The sequence below is a fragment of the Cobetia sp. LC6 genome (assembly GCF_030264805.1).
In the GTDB taxonomy this organism is placed as follows: domain Bacteria; phylum Pseudomonadota; class Gammaproteobacteria; order Pseudomonadales; family Halomonadaceae; genus Cobetia.
The window spans coordinates 1-16,189 of record NZ_JASSPL010000003.1; the positions used below are offsets into that span (position 1 = coordinate 1).

General features: G+C 63.7%; 16 protein-coding genes. 10 read left to right on the forward strand and 6 right to left on the reverse strand.

Going from position 1 to position 16,189, the window contains the following annotated elements; all coding sequences use genetic code 11:
- Window positions 1-204: 204 nt before the first annotated feature.
- Entirely contained in the window at window positions 205-1,413 is a 1,209-nt protein-coding gene (gene tyrS, locus QQF40_RS04935) for a tyrosine--tRNA ligase (RefSeq protein WP_285460622.1), read from the reverse strand.
- Window positions 1,414-1,569: 156 nt separating this feature from the next.
- On the opposite strand from tyrS, the gene QQF40_RS04940 reads away from it, so the two are divergent.
- Complete coding sequence (locus tag QQF40_RS04940; RefSeq protein WP_285460623.1) at window positions 1,570-2,718, forward strand: anhydro-N-acetylmuramic acid kinase; 1,149 nt, start codon at window positions 1,570-1,572, stop codon at window positions 2,716-2,718.
- 91 nt (window positions 2,719-2,809) lie between these two features.
- On the opposite strand, the gene QQF40_RS04945 is transcribed toward QQF40_RS04940, so the two are convergent.
- Both QQF40_RS04945 and QQF40_RS04950 read right to left on the reverse strand, forming a co-directional pair.
- Entirely contained in the window at window positions 2,810-3,964 is a 1,155-nt protein-coding gene (locus QQF40_RS04945; protein WP_175089062.1) for a PilT/PilU family type 4a pilus ATPase, read from the reverse strand.
- Between the two features lie 139 nt (window positions 3,965-4,103).
- Window positions 4,104-5,135 (reverse strand): type IV pilus twitching motility protein PilT, encoded by a 1,032-nt coding sequence (locus tag QQF40_RS04950; RefSeq protein ID WP_175089061.1) that lies wholly within the window; start codon window positions 5,133-5,135, stop codon window positions 4,104-4,106.
- Between the two features lie 195 nt (window positions 5,136-5,330).
- Here QQF40_RS04950 and QQF40_RS04955 point away from each other — a divergent pair, with 195 nt between their 5' ends.
- From QQF40_RS04955 to QQF40_RS04980, 6 genes are all read left to right on the forward strand, one after another.
- On the forward strand, window positions 5,331-6,083 hold the full coding sequence (locus tag QQF40_RS04955; protein WP_285460624.1) for a YggS family pyridoxal phosphate-dependent enzyme: 753 nt from the start codon (window positions 5,331-5,333) through the stop codon (window positions 6,081-6,083).
- A gap of 88 nt (window positions 6,084-6,171) precedes the next feature.
- Window positions 6,172-7,014, forward strand: a complete 843-nt coding sequence (proC, locus tag QQF40_RS04960; protein WP_285460625.1) for a pyrroline-5-carboxylate reductase — start codon at window positions 6,172-6,174, stop codon at window positions 7,012-7,014.
- Between the two features lie 149 nt (window positions 7,015-7,163).
- Window positions 7,164-7,745 carry a YggT family protein gene (locus QQF40_RS04965; protein ID WP_043333437.1) on the forward strand — a complete coding sequence of 194 codons (582 nt, stop codon included), beginning with the start codon at window positions 7,164-7,166 and terminating at the stop codon, window positions 7,743-7,745.
- A 269-nt stretch (window positions 7,746-8,014) separates the two neighbouring features.
- Window positions 8,015-9,208, forward strand: a complete 1,194-nt coding sequence (gene metX, locus QQF40_RS04970; protein ID WP_285460626.1) for a homoserine O-succinyltransferase MetX — start codon at window positions 8,015-8,017, stop codon at window positions 9,206-9,208.
- On the forward strand, window positions 9,201-9,815 hold the full coding sequence (gene metW, locus QQF40_RS04975) for a methionine biosynthesis protein MetW (RefSeq protein ID WP_285460627.1): 615 nt from the start codon (window positions 9,201-9,203) through the stop codon (window positions 9,813-9,815). Before metX ends, metW begins: the two co-directional genes overlap by 8 nt.
- A 249-nt stretch (window positions 9,816-10,064) precedes the next feature.
- On the forward strand, window positions 10,065-10,556 hold the full coding sequence (locus QQF40_RS04980) for an acyl-CoA thioesterase (RefSeq protein ID WP_175089056.1): 492 nt from the start codon (window positions 10,065-10,067) through the stop codon (window positions 10,554-10,556).
- A 144-nt stretch (window positions 10,557-10,700) separates the two neighbouring features.
- Here the strand turns inward: QQF40_RS04980 and QQF40_RS04985 are convergent, their stop codons facing one another.
- A complete protein-coding gene (locus QQF40_RS04985; protein WP_285460628.1) occupies window positions 10,701-11,783 on the reverse strand; it encodes a ChaN family lipoprotein in 1,083 nt (360 codons plus the stop codon).
- A 185-nt stretch (window positions 11,784-11,968) separates the two neighbouring features.
- Between QQF40_RS04985 and QQF40_RS04990 the strand changes: the two genes are divergently transcribed.
- Window positions 11,969-12,301: a Rieske (2Fe-2S) protein gene (locus QQF40_RS04990; protein WP_285460629.1), complete on the forward strand. Its 333-nt coding sequence runs from the start codon at window positions 11,969-11,971 to the stop codon at window positions 12,299-12,301.
- A gap of 49 nt (window positions 12,302-12,350) precedes the next feature.
- On the opposite strand, the gene sfsA is transcribed toward QQF40_RS04990, so the two are convergent.
- The gene (sfsA, locus tag QQF40_RS04995) at window positions 12,351-13,193 is read right to left on the reverse strand and encodes a DNA/RNA nuclease SfsA (RefSeq protein ID WP_175089080.1); all 843 of its coding nucleotides are present in this window, start codon (window positions 13,191-13,193) and stop codon (window positions 12,351-12,353) included.
- Window positions 13,193-14,377, reverse strand: coding sequence for an aminotransferase class I/II-fold pyridoxal phosphate-dependent enzyme (locus QQF40_RS05000; protein ID WP_175089053.1), 1,185 nt, complete (start codon window positions 14,375-14,377; stop codon window positions 13,193-13,195). Before QQF40_RS05000 ends, sfsA begins: the two co-directional genes overlap by 1 nt.
- Window positions 14,378-14,651: 274 nt before the next feature.
- Between QQF40_RS05000 and dksA the strand changes: the two genes are divergently transcribed.
- Together dksA and gluQRS are read left to right on the forward strand one after the other, a co-directional pair.
- The gene (gene dksA / locus QQF40_RS05005; RefSeq protein ID WP_175089052.1) at window positions 14,652-15,089 is read left to right on the forward strand and encodes an RNA polymerase-binding protein DksA; all 438 of its coding nucleotides are present in this window, start codon (window positions 14,652-14,654) and stop codon (window positions 15,087-15,089) included.
- Window positions 15,090-15,223: 134 nt separating this feature from the next.
- The gene (gluQRS, locus tag QQF40_RS05010) at window positions 15,224-16,159 is read left to right on the forward strand and encodes a tRNA glutamyl-Q(34) synthetase GluQRS (protein ID WP_285460630.1); all 936 of its coding nucleotides are present in this window, start codon (window positions 15,224-15,226) and stop codon (window positions 16,157-16,159) included.
- Window positions 16,160-16,189: the final 30 nt, after the last annotated feature.

A 16,189-nucleotide genomic window follows, 5' to 3' on the forward strand; every position in this document is an offset into this window, starting at 1 on the left:
TTTCACCGCTGGTAACGCCATGCGTCCCCGGCAGCGGATGCGTACTTTACGCACGAACCGCCGTGAGGGCAAGGGCTTTTTTGAGAGAATCTCGCCACGATGAGGCCAGGCGCTCAGAACGCGCTCGGCCCCACCATGTCTGGTGAGGCCGAGCGGGAGGTGACTTACGACAGCGACTTCTCAGTAATAGTACATCTGAGTACCTCAGCGCGTCACGGTCACTCGTGCGTAGCGCTTCTTGCCCGCCTGGATGACGATGGCAGTATCGAAAGGTGCCATATAGGAAGGCTCGACCACTTCGCCATCCACTTTCACGCGGCCATTCTTGAGCATGTCCTTGGCCTGGGCACTGTTGTTGGCCAGACCCGCACGATTGATGACCGCCGCGATCGGCGCCACCTCGGCGCCCTCCAGGCTGACGGTGACATCCGGCATGTCCGCCGGCAGCTCGCCGTCAGCCAGCTGATTGCCGCTGGAAAGGTGCGCCGTCGCCGCCGCATCTTCATCGTGGAAGCGTGCCACCAGCTCGCGTGCCAGCTCCATCTTGATATCACGCGGGTTGGCGCCGTCGTCGATGCTGGCCATCAGCGCCTTCACTTCATCGAGAGGACGCAGCGACAGCAGCTCGAAGTAACGCCACATCAGCGAATCCGGCATGGAGACGATCTTGTTGAACATCTCGCCCGGGCGGTCATTGATGCCGATGTAGTTGCCCAGCGACTTGGACATCTTCTGCACACCATCCAGGCCTTCGAGGATCGGCATGGTGATCACCACCTGCGGCTCCTGGCCGCGCTGGCGCTGAAGCTCACGCCCCATCAGCAGATTGAACTTCTGATCGGTGCCGCCAAGCTCGATATCCGCTTCCAGCGCCACGGAGTCATACCCCTGGATCAGCGGGTAGAGGAACTCGTGGATGGAGATCGGCTGATTGCCGCTATAGCGCTTGTCGAAATCGTCACGCTCGAGCATGCGCGCGACCGTGCTGGAGGCCGCCAGCTCGATCATGTCACCCGCGGAGAGCTTGCTGATCCATTCGGAGTTGAAGGCTATGCGCGTCTTCTCCTTGTCGAGAATCTTGAAGACCTGCTCCTGATACGTCAGGGCGTTGGCCTTCACATCCTCTTCGGTCAACGGCTTGCGCGTCACGCTCTTACCGGTGGGGTCGCCGATGCGGCCGGTGAAATCACCGATCAGGAAGATGATCTCGTGACCGAGGTCCTGCAGCTGGCGCAGCTTGTTGATCAGCACCGTATGACCGAGGTGCAGGTCCGGCGCCGTCGGATCAAAGCCCGCCTTGACCTTGAGCTTGCGCCCGGACTCGAGCTTCTTGATCAGCTCTTCCTCGACCAGTACCTCATCGGTACCGCGCTTGATGATCTCCAGCGCTTCCACTACTGACTTGTCGCTCATCCTGCCCTCTCTGACCGTTGCTGCTCCCCTCGTAGCGGGGCATGTTGGCCGAGAATGTTAGCATGACGAGCATGGCATGCACCCCCTGCCGCAGGGCGGCGTGCTCACGAGCTTCACGCCCCTGTTGCACGCCCCCCCAATGATCGGGAGATCCCAATGGCGCTTTACCTTGGCTTGATGACCGGCACCAGCCTGGACGGACTCGATATCGCCTTGCTCGATATCGCCCCCTCCTCGCCAGACCACGAGCGGATTCGTTTCATTGATGGGCTCGACCTGCCGCTGCCCGAGACACTGCGGTCTCGCCTCTGGCAGCTGATGCATTGTGATGAAGCATGCTTCGCGGATCTCGCCGCCGCCGAGAAGGCGTTGGCTGAACTGGCTGCCAGCGCGGTGACGCGCTTGCTGACACGCCAGCAACTGACTGCAGAGGAAGTCACGGCCATTGGCAGCCATGGCCAGACCATCGAGCATCGCCCCTATGGCTTCAGCGATCAGCCATGCCACACGCCCTACACCCTGCAGCTCGACAACCCCAGCCTGCTGGCCGAGCTGTGCGGCATTCCCGTCGTCGCTGACTTCCGGCGCCGTGATCTGGCCGCCGGCGGTCAGGCGGCCCCGCTGGCGCCCGCCTTCCACGCTGCTCTCTTCAGTCAGCCAGGCCAATGGCATGGGCTGCTCAACCTGGGCGGCATCGCCAATCTGACACTACTTCCCCCTCAGGGCTCCACAGCTGACATCATCGGCTTCGACACCGGCCCCGCCAACTGCCTGCTGGATGCCTGGCATGCGCGTCATCGTGGTACCGCAGTGGATCAGGACGGTCAGTGGGCCGCCAGCGGCAAGGTGATTCCCGACTTGCTCGAGAGATTGCTGTCGGCCGATTACTTCCGCCGACCACTTCCCAAGAGCACCGGCCGCGAAGATTTCCATCTCGACTGGCTGGCTCAGCATCTGACCGGCGACGAGTCACCGGCCAACGTGCAGGCCACGCTCCTGAGTCTGACCGTCGAAAGCATCGTGCGAGCATTGGAGCAGACCGGCGTATCACTGGCCGCGCTGACCCCCTGCGGTGGCGGGGCACGCAATGGCGCCCTGCTCACGCAGCTGGAGCAGCGCCTGGCGCAAGGCGAGCAGGCGACGCCTCTCGTGTCCTGCGCTGACATGGGCTGGAATGCAGACCTGCTCGAAGCCAGCGCATTCGCCTGGCTCGCGGCACGCAGAGTACTGGAGCGCCCCGGCAACCTGCCCAGCGTCACTGGCGCGAGCGGCCCGAGAGTGCTGGGCGGCCTCTACGCTCGCTGACCCTCATCGGATACGAAAAAGCCGCCCTTCTCGTGATGAAGAGGGCGGCTTTTGATTGAGACAATCACTGCGCTGGCATCACCGACACGCCTCAGTCGTCATCCCCTTGCAACGAGAAGCGACTGGCGGCGTTCATGACATCCAGCTGGGCTTCCTGGGCACTATCGGAATCACCGAACTTGATCATCAGGCGCAGGTCATTGGCGGAATCGGCATGCGCCAATGCCACTTCCTCGGTGATCAAGCCCTGCTGATGCAAGGCGTAAAGCGATTGATCGAAAGTCATCATGCCCTGTTGCTGCGAGCGCTTCATGACGTCCTTGATCTCGACCACCGCGCCCTTGCGGATCAGGTCGACAATCAACGGCGAACGCAGCATCACCTCAATGGCAGGCACGCGCTGGGTGGTGTTGCCGCTCTTGTGAGGCAACAGCTGCTGGGCCACGATGCCCTTGAGGTTCAGCGACAGATCCATCCACACCTGTTCGTGACGCTCCTCCGGGAAGAAGTGGATGATGCGGTCCAGCGCCTGGTTGGCATTGTTGGCATGCAACGTCGCAAGACACAGGTGACCTGTCTCGGCGAAGGTCAGCGCGTGCTCCATGGTCTCACGCGAGCGGATCTCGCCGATCATGATCACGTCCGGCGCCTGACGCAGCGTATTGCGCAGCGCCACCTCGAAGGACTCGGTATCGATTCCCACTTCACGCTGCGTCACGATGGAGCGCTGGTGAGGATGGATATACTCGATCGGGTCTTCGATGCAGATGATATGCCCGCTCGAGGTCTGGTTGCGGTGCTGTATCATCGCCGCCAGCGAGGTCGACTTGCCGGCGCCGGTACCGCCGACGAAGATCACCAGACCACGCTTGGTTTCGGAAAGCCCCTTGATGATCTCCGGCAGCCGCAACTCTTCCAGGCTGGGAATCGACAGCTGGATGCGGCGAATCACCATGCCCATCTGGCTGCGCTGGTAGAAGGCGCTGATCCTGAAGCGCCCGACTCCCGGCAGACTATGCGCGAAGTTGGCCTCGCGCTCTTCCTCGAAGCGCTCGCGCTGCATGTCACTCATCGGTGCGAGCACCAGCTCTCTCACCTGATCGACACCCAGCTTCCTGTCACCCAGCGCCACCATGCGGCCATTGACCTTCATCTGCGGCGGTGTGCCAGTGGAGATGAACAGGTCCGAGCTGCCCTTGCTGACCATCAACTGCAGAAGTTCATGCAGCCATTCATGAGGAGTCATGAGTTGTATCCCGATATGCGCCTTGAGAGTCGCGCCCAAGGCCTCGCGCTGAAATGCCGTCCCATGAACCTGAAAAGTTGACGTGTTCCGGCCCCTGCCCCACCTACCTGCAACGTGATTGTCGGCCCTCCTGGCGAATTCAGCTCAACAAGCCCTTGGCTTTCGCCTGAGCATCTTCATTGGTCACCAGCCCTTCAGCCAACAGACGCGTCAGCGCTGCATCCAATGTCTGCATGCCCAGGGCACCACCGGTCTGGATGGAGGAGTACATCTGCGCCACCTTGTCCTCGCGGATCAGGTTACGAATGGCAGGCGTCGCGATCATGATCTCGTGAGCCGCCACCCGGCCACCGCCAATCTTCTTGAGCAGTGTCTGGGCGATGACGCCCTGCAGGGACTCGGACAGCATCGAGCGCACCATTGCCTTCTCCTCGCCGGGGAAGACGTCAATGATACGGTCGACGGTCTTGGTCGCGGAGGTAGTGTGCAGGGTGCCGAATACCAGGTGACCCGTCTCGGCCGCGGTCAGAGCCAGACGGATGGTCTCGAGATCTCGCAGCTCCCCGACCAGAATGACATCCGGGTCTTCACGCAGCGCTGAACGCAGCGCGGGCGCGAAGCCGTGGGTATCACGATGCACTTCACGCTGGTTGACCAGACACCGCTTGGACTGGTGCACGAATTCCACCGGGTCCTCGATGGTGAGAATGTGGTCGTACTTGTTCTCATTGATGTAATCGACCATTGCCGCCAGCGTGGTGGATTTACCGGAACCGGTCGGCCCGGTGACAAGAATCAGGCCGCGCGGCAGCATGCACATCTTGCGGAAGGCTTCACCGAGCCCCAGATCCTCCATCGTCAGCACTTCCGAGGGGATGGTGCGGAAGACAGCCCCCGCGCCACGCCCCTGATGGAAGGCGTTGACACGAAAGCGCGAGACACCCGGCACCTCAAAGGAGAAATCGGTCTCGAGGAATTCCTCGAAGTCACGGCGCTGCTTGTCGTTCATGATCTCGTAGATCAGCGCGCGCACCTGCTTGTCATCCATTGACGGCACATTGATGCGCCGCACATCACCGTCGACACGAATCATCGGTGGCAAACCTGCGGACAGGTGAAGATCCGACGCGTTCTGTTTTGCCGAAAAAGCCAGCAGTTCGGTAATATCCATGCAGTTCCCTCGCGAAGACCGAAGCTCTTGTACCAACGAGTCTTGTGTACTCTGGTGAAAGTGTGAAGTGGCTCTTCAGTAGATAGTGCGATGGGCACCATGTCACCAGGCCTGTCACGCCCATGCCATTGATGACATGCCTGACACCGTGCCAGCCATCGCCAGGTTGTTCCGCAAATTCTGGAGCCGAGCCGCATGACCGCAGTCCCCGACGACGAAGCTTGTGTTACCCAGTGTATCCTAGAGGCCCGTGCGCGGCTGGAAAAGGCATTGCAGGCAAGTAAACGCAACGCTGATTCGGCGCAAGTGCTGGCCGTCAGCAAGACCAAACCCGCGACGCTGATGCGCGCTGCCTGGCAATCCGGCCAGCGGGCCTTCGGCGAGAACTATCTGCAGGAAGCGCTGGACAAGCAGCAGGCGCTGTCGGACCTCACCGATATCGAATGGCATTTCATCGGCCCCATCCAGTCCAACAAGACGCGCGCCATCGCTGAGCACTTCGCCTGGGTGCATACCGTGGAACGCGAGAAGATAGCACGCCGACTGAGCGAGCAGCGCCCCGGTGAGCTTGGCGCGCTCGATGTCTGTCTGCAGGTCAATATCTCCGGCGAAGCCTCCAAGGCTGGCGTGGCACCGCAGGAACTGCTGGCGCTGGCCGAGACGGTGATCGCGCTGCCCGGGCTGCGCCTGCGCGGCCTGATGGCGATTCCGGCCCCCTGCGCCGCCGATGCCAGTGAGACCGAGCGCCGTGCGCCCTTCCGCCAGCTGCGCGAGCTGCTGGAGCGACTGCAGACGCGCTTCCCCGCCGCCAGCTACCCGCAGGCCCGGCTCGATACTCTCTCGATGGGCATGAGCGCGGATCTTGAGGCCGCCGTCGCCGAAGGCGCGACACTGGTACGCCTCGGCACTGCCATCTTCGGCGCACGTGACTATTCCCACGTCCATTGAGCCCAACGCTCGTTGAGGCAAATCCAACGCTCACGCAAGGCTCTCGAGCTTGCCGCCAGCCCTCCCACTGAATGATCAGGAGCACCGCATGACGCACCAGAGCACCGCTACACCGCGCACCATCGCGTTCATCGGCGCCGGCAACATGGCCAGCGCCATCTTCGGCGGCATGGTCGATGCCGGCTATCCCGCGGACCGCATCATCGCCACGGCTCGCTCGCGCGAGACACTCGAAGCCCTCGAGCAGCGCTACGGCGTAAGCACGACCCAGGACAACGCCTACGCCGTCTCGCAAGCCGATGTGGTGGTGCTGGGCGTCAAGCCACAGATGATGCATGACGTCTGCCAGGCGCTGACCCCTGCGGTGCAGAACCGCAAGCCGCTGATCGTCTCGGTCGCGGCCGGCATCACCTGCGACAGCCTCGAACGCTGGCTGGGCGGCGACCTCGCCATCATCCGCTGCATGCCCAACACGCCGTCGCTGGTCGGTGTCGGCGCCAGCGGCCTCTATGCCACCGCCCAGGTGACGGAGGAGCAGCGCAGCTTGATGGATGAGATGCTGACCGCGGTCGGTATCGTCGAGTGGGTCGAGGAAGAAGGTCTGCTGGAAGCCGTCACCGGCATTTCCGGCTCCGGCCCGGCCTATTTCTTCCTGTTCATCGAGTCGCTCGAGGCGGCAGGCATCGAGCTGGGGCTGAACGCCGAGACCGCCCGCCGCCTGGCGATCCAGACCGCCCGCGGTGCCGCCGAGATGGCCTTCTCCAGCGAGCATGAGCCTGCCGAGCTGCGCCGTCGCGTGTGCTCGCCGAATGGCACCACGGAGCGCGCCATCAACAGCTTCGAGGAGGAAGGCCTGCGCGATATCGTCGAGCGCGCCGCCAAGGCCTCCAGCGTGCGCGCCGCCGAGCTTGCCCGCGAGCTGGATCGCTGACAGCCTCTGCTCCACTGACAACTCCTGCAGACCGCTGGCAGCCCGGGCCACAACAGGCCATCATGCGCTGTTCATCCGTTGTTGGCATGCTAGCGGCATGATGCGTGCACTATCGCGCGCCCACTTCTCACCGTCTTAAGGAAAGCCCCATGGGTGCTATGGGTAATATCGGACTTCAGCTGGTCACCATCCTGCTGCAACTGTTTGTCTACATCCTGATGCTGCGCTTCCTGCTGCAGCTGTCCCGCGCGGACTTCTACAACCCGGTCACCCAGTCAGTGGTCAAGGCGACCAACCCGCTGGTGGCCCCGTTGCAGGGCATCCTGCGTCCGCTGGGTCGCTTCGACATCGCCACCCTGGCCGCGGCCTTCATCGTCGTCAGCCTGGTGCTGGTCGCGATCGGCGCCCTGTTCGGTGGCGGCATGCTGCCGGTCGGCTTCATCGCGCTGACGGCACTGGGCACCATTCTCGACAGCATCATCAACATCTACTTCTTCGCGCTGATCGCGATGATCATCCTGTCGTGGGTCGCTCCGCAGGCCAACCACCCGGGCGCCATCCTGGTCCACCAGCTGGTCGATCCGATCATGAAGCCGGTGCGCAAGGTGATTCCGTCGATCGGCATGCTCGACCTGTCTCCGATCTTCGTGTTCATCGCGCTCAACCTGGTCGGCAGCCTGATCAACCAGACCCTGCCGTCACTGGGCATGCTGCGCAGCGCCTTCAGCTAAGCCGGCACTCCGCCAGCAAGAATGGCTCGCATGCGCCCAAGGCACATGCCGACGAGACCAGCGCCCGCCACGGACTCTCGTGGCGGGCGCTCTTGCATCGCGTGCCACTGGATCACGCGTGCGCACGCTGTGCTAGAGTGAGCCCTCGGCCGAAGCCAGAACCACGGTGCACGAGACGCCCACAAGGCGCATCACCGCGGCTTCGCGCCCCGGACACGGGCCTTGCCCCGAACACTCTGCTGGACATGATGCTGGAAACCTTCACCACGATGCCTGATTCCCTGCCCCCGGATTCGGTCGGTCTCGTCACGCCTCAGACTGCCCACTTCGATACCCCGCTGGAGCTGGCCTGCGGCAGACGCCTCGAGCAGTACTCGCTGGTCTACGAGACCTACGGCGAGCTGAACGCGGACGCCAGCAACGCCATCCTGATCTGTCATGCCCTCACCGGCCACCATCATGCGGCTGGCTATCACGCCATGAGCGACCGCAAGCCTGGTTGGTGGGACGACTACATCGGCCCCGGCAAGCCCATTGATACCTCGCGCTTCTTCGTGATCGCGCTGAACAACATCGGCGGCTGCCACGGCAGTACCGGCCCGACCTCGATCAACCCGGAAACGGGCGAGCAATGGGGGCCTGACTTCCCGTTGGTGACCGTGCCGGACTGGGTCGAGAGCCAGAAGCGCCTCGCCGAGTCTCTCGGCATCACCCGCTTCGCGGCGGTGGTCGGTGGCTCGCTGGGTGGCATGCAGGCGCTGCAGTGGGTGATGGACCACCCTGATCGCGTCGGTCACGTCGCCATCATCGCCTGTACGCCGAAACTCTCGGCACAGAACATCGCCTTCAATGAAGTCGCGCGTCAGGCGATTCGCTCTGACCCGGAATTCCATGACGGCTGGTACTCGCGTGTCAATGCCGTGCCCAGACGCGGCCTCAAGCTGGCGCGCATGGTCGGTCACATCACCTATCTTTCCGAGCATTCGATGGGCACCAAGTTCGGGCGCGACCTGCGTCAGGACCGCCTCAACTTCGGTTACGACGTCGACTTCCAGGTCGAGAGCTATCTGCGCCACCAGGGCGATACCTTCTCCACCGCCTTCGATGCCAATACCTATCTGCTGATGACCAAGGCGCTCGACTACTTCGATCCTGCCGCCACGGCAGGCGATGACCTGTCCGCGGCCATGGCGCCGATCAGCTGCCCGGTACTGGTGGTCAGCTTCACCACCGACTGGCGCTTCGCGCCGTCACGCTCGCGCGAGCTGGTCAACGCCATGATCCATGCCGGCAAGTCGGTCAGCTACGCCAACATCGACTCGCCGCACGGACATGACGCCTTCCTGCTGCCGGGCGAACGCTACCAGACGGTGCTGGGCAACTTCCTGACTCGCGCTTACGACCACGCCTGTGGCGCCAAAGCCACGAAAAAGCCGAGCACCAGGGAGACCAGCCATGCGTAACGACCTCGCCCAGATTCATGACTGGATTCCCGAAGGCGCACGCGTGCTGGACCTCGCCTGCGGTGACGGCACCCTGCTGGCCTCCCTCAAGGAGACCAAGCAGGTCTTCGGCTATGGTCTGGAGATCGACCCCGACAACATCAGTGCCTGTGTCGCCCGTGGCGTGAACGTCATCGAGCAGAATGTCGATGACGGCCTGGCCAACTTCGCCGATGACACCTTCGATCGTGTGGTGATGTCCCAGGCATTGCAGGTACTGCGTCGCCCGGACCGTGCGCTGGAGGAGATGATGCGCGTCTCGCGTGAGGCCATCATCACCTTCCCCAACTTCGCCTATTGGCGTCACCGCCTGCACCTGGGCCTCAAGGGGCGCATGCCGGTCTCCAAGTCGCTGCCTCATGCCTGGTACGACACGCCGAACATCCATCTGTCGACCTTCGCGGACTTCGAGCGCCTGTGTCGCGCCCAGGGCCTCAAGATCATCGACCGCGCGGTCGGCAATGGCGATCACGAGCCGCATCCGGCGGCGACCTGGTGGCCGAACCTGTTCGGGGAAGTGGCCATCTTCCGCGTCTGTCGCGACAACTGCCCGCCCAACCAGCGCTGAGTCAAGGCGCGCTACAGCAGTCGCCACAGACCCAGCGCCAGGTACCGCAAGAAAACGGCCGACAGGACACTCCTGTCGGCCGTTTCGCGTCATGACACCACCAATTCTTCCGCGCCGCGATAGCGCTGCACTATCCGGGCCATGCACAGACAGTCGCAACTAAAGTCTATATACTTTCGAGGTAAACGCAGCTGAGGATCACGGCTCGCACTTCCGGTGAGGTGCGCCGGCATCCCGAGGAGAGAGTGCATGAACTTCCATACCCGCAAATGGGTCAAGCCCGAAGACCTCAACCCCAACGGCACCCTGTTCGGTGGACGACTGCTGGCCTGGATCGATGAAGAAGCGGCCATCTACGCCATCGTCCAGCTGGGCACCTCGCGCGTGGTCACCAAGTTCATGTCGGAGATCAACTTCGTCTCCAGCGCGCGTCAGGGCGACATCATCGAACTGGGCATCACCGCCAGCGCCTTCGGTCGTACCTCGATCTCGCTGTGCGTCGAGATCCGCAACAAGATCACCCGCGAACGCATTCTGACCATCGACCGCATCGTGCTGGTCAGCGTCGATGCCGACTTCAAGCCCGTGCCCCACGGCCGCACGCGTATCACCTATATCGAAGACCGTTTCCGTGAGCAGGCCGGCAGCAATGACAGTCATAACGACGGTCACAGCGACGAGACGCCGCAGAAGGCACCGCGTCGTCGTGCCGACAGCGCGTCGGACCTCAAGAACGCCTGATCGCGTCGCTATTCAGGTCGCGACACGCAGGTCGCACCAACGAAAAAGGCACCTCACAAGAGGTGCCTTTTTTCATGCCGAGCATTCAACCCGCTCCAGTGCTGCTGATGTCCGGGGCCTGACCAGGCAGGGCCTGACTAGCCTCTAGCTGACGGTCGTCTGCATCGTCTCACGCAAGCCTTCACAGGCATCCGCGACTGGCGCCGTCGCCGGCGTGAACCACACCAGATCGTAGGCCGGCGCCGCACCGGCGCTCTCCGGCAGATAATCGGCGAGATGCGTCAGCGGCTGCCCCGCGTCATCCCAGGCGACCGGCATCAGCGCTACGGACAGCGTGCTGCCATCCAGCCAGCGCGGCACGCCGATATCGCGACGGGCATGGCCGGAGCCACACACCAGCAGGCTGGTGGTGCCATCAGCCGCCAGGCCTTCCAGACGTTCTGCCATCTGCTGATCCCGCGCCAACTGCGCACGCAGCATCGCGTCCAGGCGCTCTGCGCCCAGCAGGCCACAATGGCCTTCATCCAGTGCCTCACGCTGCAGGCGCAGGACCGCTTCCGGCAGTGCCAGCGGCGACTGCCCCGGTGCCATGCTGGCCTCCAGCTGTGCCACCGACAGGCTGGCAGACGCCAGTGGCGCACCACTGTCCAGCGCTCCGCGCAGCAGAGGGGCGTAGTCGGTGAAGGGCCAGCGCGCATTCCAGGCCAGCAACTGCTGGAGCTCATCATCCGGCAACCCCGAGACCGCAAGCGAGGTACGATTGGCCAGTGATAGCGCGGCGTCCTGGGTCGTGTCCAGCATCTCCAGCGCCACACCGCCCAACTGACGCCGCGCGACCAGCGCATCGATCAACCAGCGTTCCAGCTGGTGATGATCCGGATTGTCGTGATGCTCGCCCAGCAGCACCATCGAGTGCGCCTGGCTCCAATCGACCAGCGCCGCTGGCGATAGACGACGATTGCCCTCCGCGACCAGAATGCTGCCCAGCAACGGGTGGGACGCCTCGGGATCATGCCAAGCCGGCAGCGGTGGCAATGGCCCGTTGGCCGGCTGAGCGGCCTGTGCGAGCGGGGTGCTCAGTGCCGTGCCCAGCACGGTAAGCCCGCCCGCCGAGACGGCCATGCCGGCCAGCAACTGGCGACGGCTCACCCCGGCCGTGCGCTCAGGTGTCCCGGATTCGTTGCTGGAGCGGAAGCTGGAAGTGATCGAGCGGCGAAATAGCGACATGAAGATGACTCGGCATGGAAGGAAGCGGCAAGACACGGTAAAAGACCACAAGAGAGCGTGCCAACGCTGCCATGATACCCGATGCGAGCCCCCTCATGTCCGAAAGGCCACCAACACTCCCCCAAGGGCCCTCATCCAGGCTGTGCTTGAGACTGCCGCTGCCATCACTGCCCGTCGGCCGCAGCATGCCACTGACACTCGATGATGGCCGCCCGGCCCTGCTGGTGATGCAGCCCGATGGCCCGCGCGCCTTTCTCGACCGCTGCCCACACCAGGGCAGCCGAATGCTGACCGAGGACGTGACTGACGATCCCTACATGGACGCGACCGGCGGCTTGATACTCTGCCACCGCCATCAGGCCTGTTTCGAGCCGCATCACGGCACTTGCATCAGCGGCCCCTGCGTCGGCCAACGATTGACGGCGCTAGACGTTGAGCTGGTGCACAACGACGCCTCGCCAACACTGTTGCTGCTGTGGGAGACCGCAGGCAGCGGTGGAGACATGAGGGAGAAATGATGGAAAGAGACATGAGCGCTGACTGACAGGCTGAGCGCCAGCGACCTGATCAGCCAGCAAAGCGCACGTCATGCAGTGGCAGCGCGCGCGTCAGGCCCAGTCTTGCTCGCCACAGTGGCTGGCCCGCATCCGAGAGAGACTCTTCGAGGGTGATCTGCATGCCCAGCGCCAGCACCTCGACACCGGCGGCCTGCGCCCGGGCAAAGGCCTGCGCATAGGCCGGGTCGAGGTGCGCCGCCGGTGCGACATCCTCGATCCCGTCATGGGCGACGCAGAACACCAGCACGCAGCGGTGGCCTGCTGCGACCAGCGCCGCGAGGCTGGCCAGATGACGCTGGGCACGCGTACTCACCGAGTCCGGGAAATAGCCGTGACCGTCAGCTTCGCGCAGTGTCAGTTGCTTGACCTCCAGATAGATCGAGGCCGCGCCCTCCTCCTTCGGCCACATCTGGAAATCGAGCCGTGAGCGCTCCGGCGTGTCATTTCCCGGCAGCAGGACCTCGACACGTGACTCGCGCTTGAGGCGCGCAAAGTCGGCGAGCCTCATGTCGTGCAGCGCGCTGACGCTGGCCTGCTGCAGCGCCGCCTCGACATGGGCATTGGCACGTCCGGTGTGCACCGCCACCAAGGCCTCACGCCGACCGTCAGCGCCGGGCGGATCCAGCGGCAGGCGAATCAGCTCCCAGGTCCAGGCGAGCTTGCGCTTGGGGTTGTCGGACGGCGACAGCCATACCTCACAACCTTCCACGCACACCGCGCGCATCGAGCCGGTATTCGGACAATGCGCCGTCACCACCTCACCTGCCCGCTCCCCCTCGAGCAGCTCCACCTCGGCGAAGAAGCGCTTGTAGCGACGGATCAGGCGACCACGATACAGCCCCTCAAGCACCATCAAGCCGACACTCCTGCCCGGGTGACACGCCGCTCAAGGAAACGCTCCATGCGGGCCAGGGCCTCGCGCAGACGCGCCTCATCGGCGGTGAAGGCGATACGCACATGGCGACGCCCTTCGGCCAGCGCGAAGTCCGTACCCGGCGTGATGGCGACATTCTCTTCTTCCAGCAGTGCGCGGCAGAAGGCCTCGCTGTCATCACTCAGATGCGAGATATCCAGCCAGACGTAGAAGGCACCCTGCGGCGGCACCGACGGCGCCAGCCCCAGGCGCTCTAGCCCGTCCAGCAGTACGCCACGACGGGCTTCGAGTACCTGCCGACGACGCTCGAGCTCTGTTTCGCATTCCGGCGTGAAGGCCGCCAGCGCCGCATGCTGTGCAGGAGTCGACGCGGCCAGGAAGACATTCTGCGCCAGGCGTGACAGTGGCTCGACCGCGGCTTCCGGTGCCACCAGCCAGCCCAGCCGCCAGCCCGTCATGCCGAAGTATTTGGAGAAGCTGTTGATGACGAAGGCGTCCGGGCACTCCGCCAGTGCGGTGTGCGCAGGCACGCCATAGGTCAGTCCCTGATAGATCTCATCCACCAGCAGTTGGGCATCTCGCGACTGACACAGCTCGCCCAGCGCCTTCAATTCCTCGGGCGACAGCACGTGTCCGGTGGGGTTGGAGGGCGATGCCACCATCACGGCCCGCGTGTTCTCGCGCCAGAAATCATCGGCAAGTTCAGCGGTCAGCTGCCAGCCACTCGCGGCACTGACGGGCACCACATCCAGCTGGGCATCCACCAGGCCCATGAAGTGACGATTGCAGGGGTAGGTCGGGTCAGCCATCAATACGCTGTCGCCACGCTCGGCGCACAATAGCGTGGCCAGCAGCAGGGCACCGGAGGCGCCGGGCGTGATGATGATACGGGAAGGGGAGACCGTGACGCCGTGACGGCGCTGATAGTCAGCCGCGATGGCCTCGCGCAGGGCCGGCAGGCCGCAGGCGGGGGTGTAGCGCGTCTGACCGGCCGCCAGCGCCGCTTGGCCGGCGGCGATCACCGCCGCAGGAGTCGGGAAGTCGGGCTCGCCCACTTCCAGATGGATGACGTCATGGCCCGCGGCCTCGCGCGCCTGAGCGGCTTCCAGCAACGTCATCACACGAAAGGCGGCAACGGATTCAAGACGGCGGGCAAACTGCATGATGGCACTCCTCGGGGTCGAAGCATCATTCTAGGCAGCTGCCGAGCCCCATTCCCACCCCCTTGGCACAGGAAACTCCGTGTTTTCTCGAACCCGCCTGTGCATGAGCCGGTACAAACTATCGTCGGAGTTCAGTTGCAAACTTGCCATATTTACGCTAAATAAGCTGATCTTCTCGCGAGGGCAGCAGTCAGGACAGCCCCCTCGCCGTGGCCAAGGAGGCAGTGCAACAGACTGTCGACGGCCCAAGTCACTTGCGGAATGAGGCGGTCCCATGCCATTAGCTGAAACCAAGCCGGAAGCGCTTAAGAAATTCACCCCGTATGAGCCGGCAGCGGGTGAAGAGTACATGAACGAGAAGCAGCTAGCGCACTTCCGCCAGATCCTGATGGAGTGGAAACAGGAGCTGATGGAAGAGGTCGATCGCACCGTGCGTCACCTGCAGGAAGATGCCAACAATTACGCGGACCCTGCAGACCGTGCCACTCAGGAAGAAGGCTTCAGCCTCGAGCTGAGAACACGTGATCGCGAGCGCAAGCTGCTGAAGAAGATCAACGAGACCATCGAGAACATCGATGAGGACGACTACGGTTTCTGCGAGTCCTGTGGCATCGAGATCGGTATTCGCCGTCTGGAAGCACGTCCGACCGCTACCCAGTGTGTCGACTGCAAGACACTGGCCGAGCTGAAGGAAAAGCAGCTGGGCCGCTAAGCCCTGCTGTCGATGAAGCGACGTCAGGCCGTCGCCCTCATCCCCCATACGGGCACCCTCCTCGGAGCGGTGCCCGTATGCGTTCAGGCCCTGCTGCCTGCGAATCCCCTACCACGAAGGATGACGGAGCCCACATGCCTACCGCCTACCGTGGCCGCTTTGCCCCCACCCCTTCCGGTCCGCTGCACGCGGGCTCACTTCTGGCTGCCGTCGCCAGCTATCTCGATGCCCGCCATCACGGCGGCGAGTGGCTGGTGCGTATCGAGGATATCGACCCTCCTCGCTGCCCCGCCGGGAGCGCCGATACCATCCTGCGCCAGCTGGATGCCTTCGGTCTGCAGCGGGATGGTGAGCTCCGCTATCAGAGCCAGCGTCACGCCGCCTACGCCGATGCACTGGAAGAACTGAAGGCCAGTGGTATCGCCTACCCGTGTGACTGCTCGCGCAAGCAGTGGCGCGAGCATGCCATCTACCCCGGTTGGTGCCGTGAGCGGACCGAACCGCCCGAGGGCGAGCATGCCTGGCGGCTGGACGTGCGCGCGGCAGAGCGCTTCGGCGGCTCCCGGGCCATCGCTGGCTGGCAGGACCGCCTGCAGGGCACGGTCCTGCTGGATCTTGTCACGCTAGGCGACGTGGTGCTCAAGCGACGCGATGGCCTGTGGGCCTATCAGCTGGCCGTGGTGGTGGATGATGCCGAGCAGGGCATCACCGATGTCGTGCGCGGGCTCGATCTGCTCGACAACAGCCCCTGGCAACGTCTGCTGCAATCCGCGCTCGACCTGCCGATGCCACGCCTGACGCACCTGCCGCTGATCACGGCCGACAATGGCCAGAAGCTCTCCAAACAGAACCTGGCGCCGGCCCTGCCGGAAGACGCCAGCGCGATTCGAACGCTGCTGCACCATACCCTGACACTGCTCGGTCAGGCGCCGCCACCCGAACTGGCGACCGCCAGCCCCGCTGAGCAACTCGCCCACGCCACTCCTCGCTGGTCACTTGCGGCGGTCGGCACCGCGCCGTCACTCAGTGCAGCCACTGCTCCAATGACAAGGACTGATGAAGGCAGCTGAGGGCAGCCGAGACCGGATACGCCATACAGT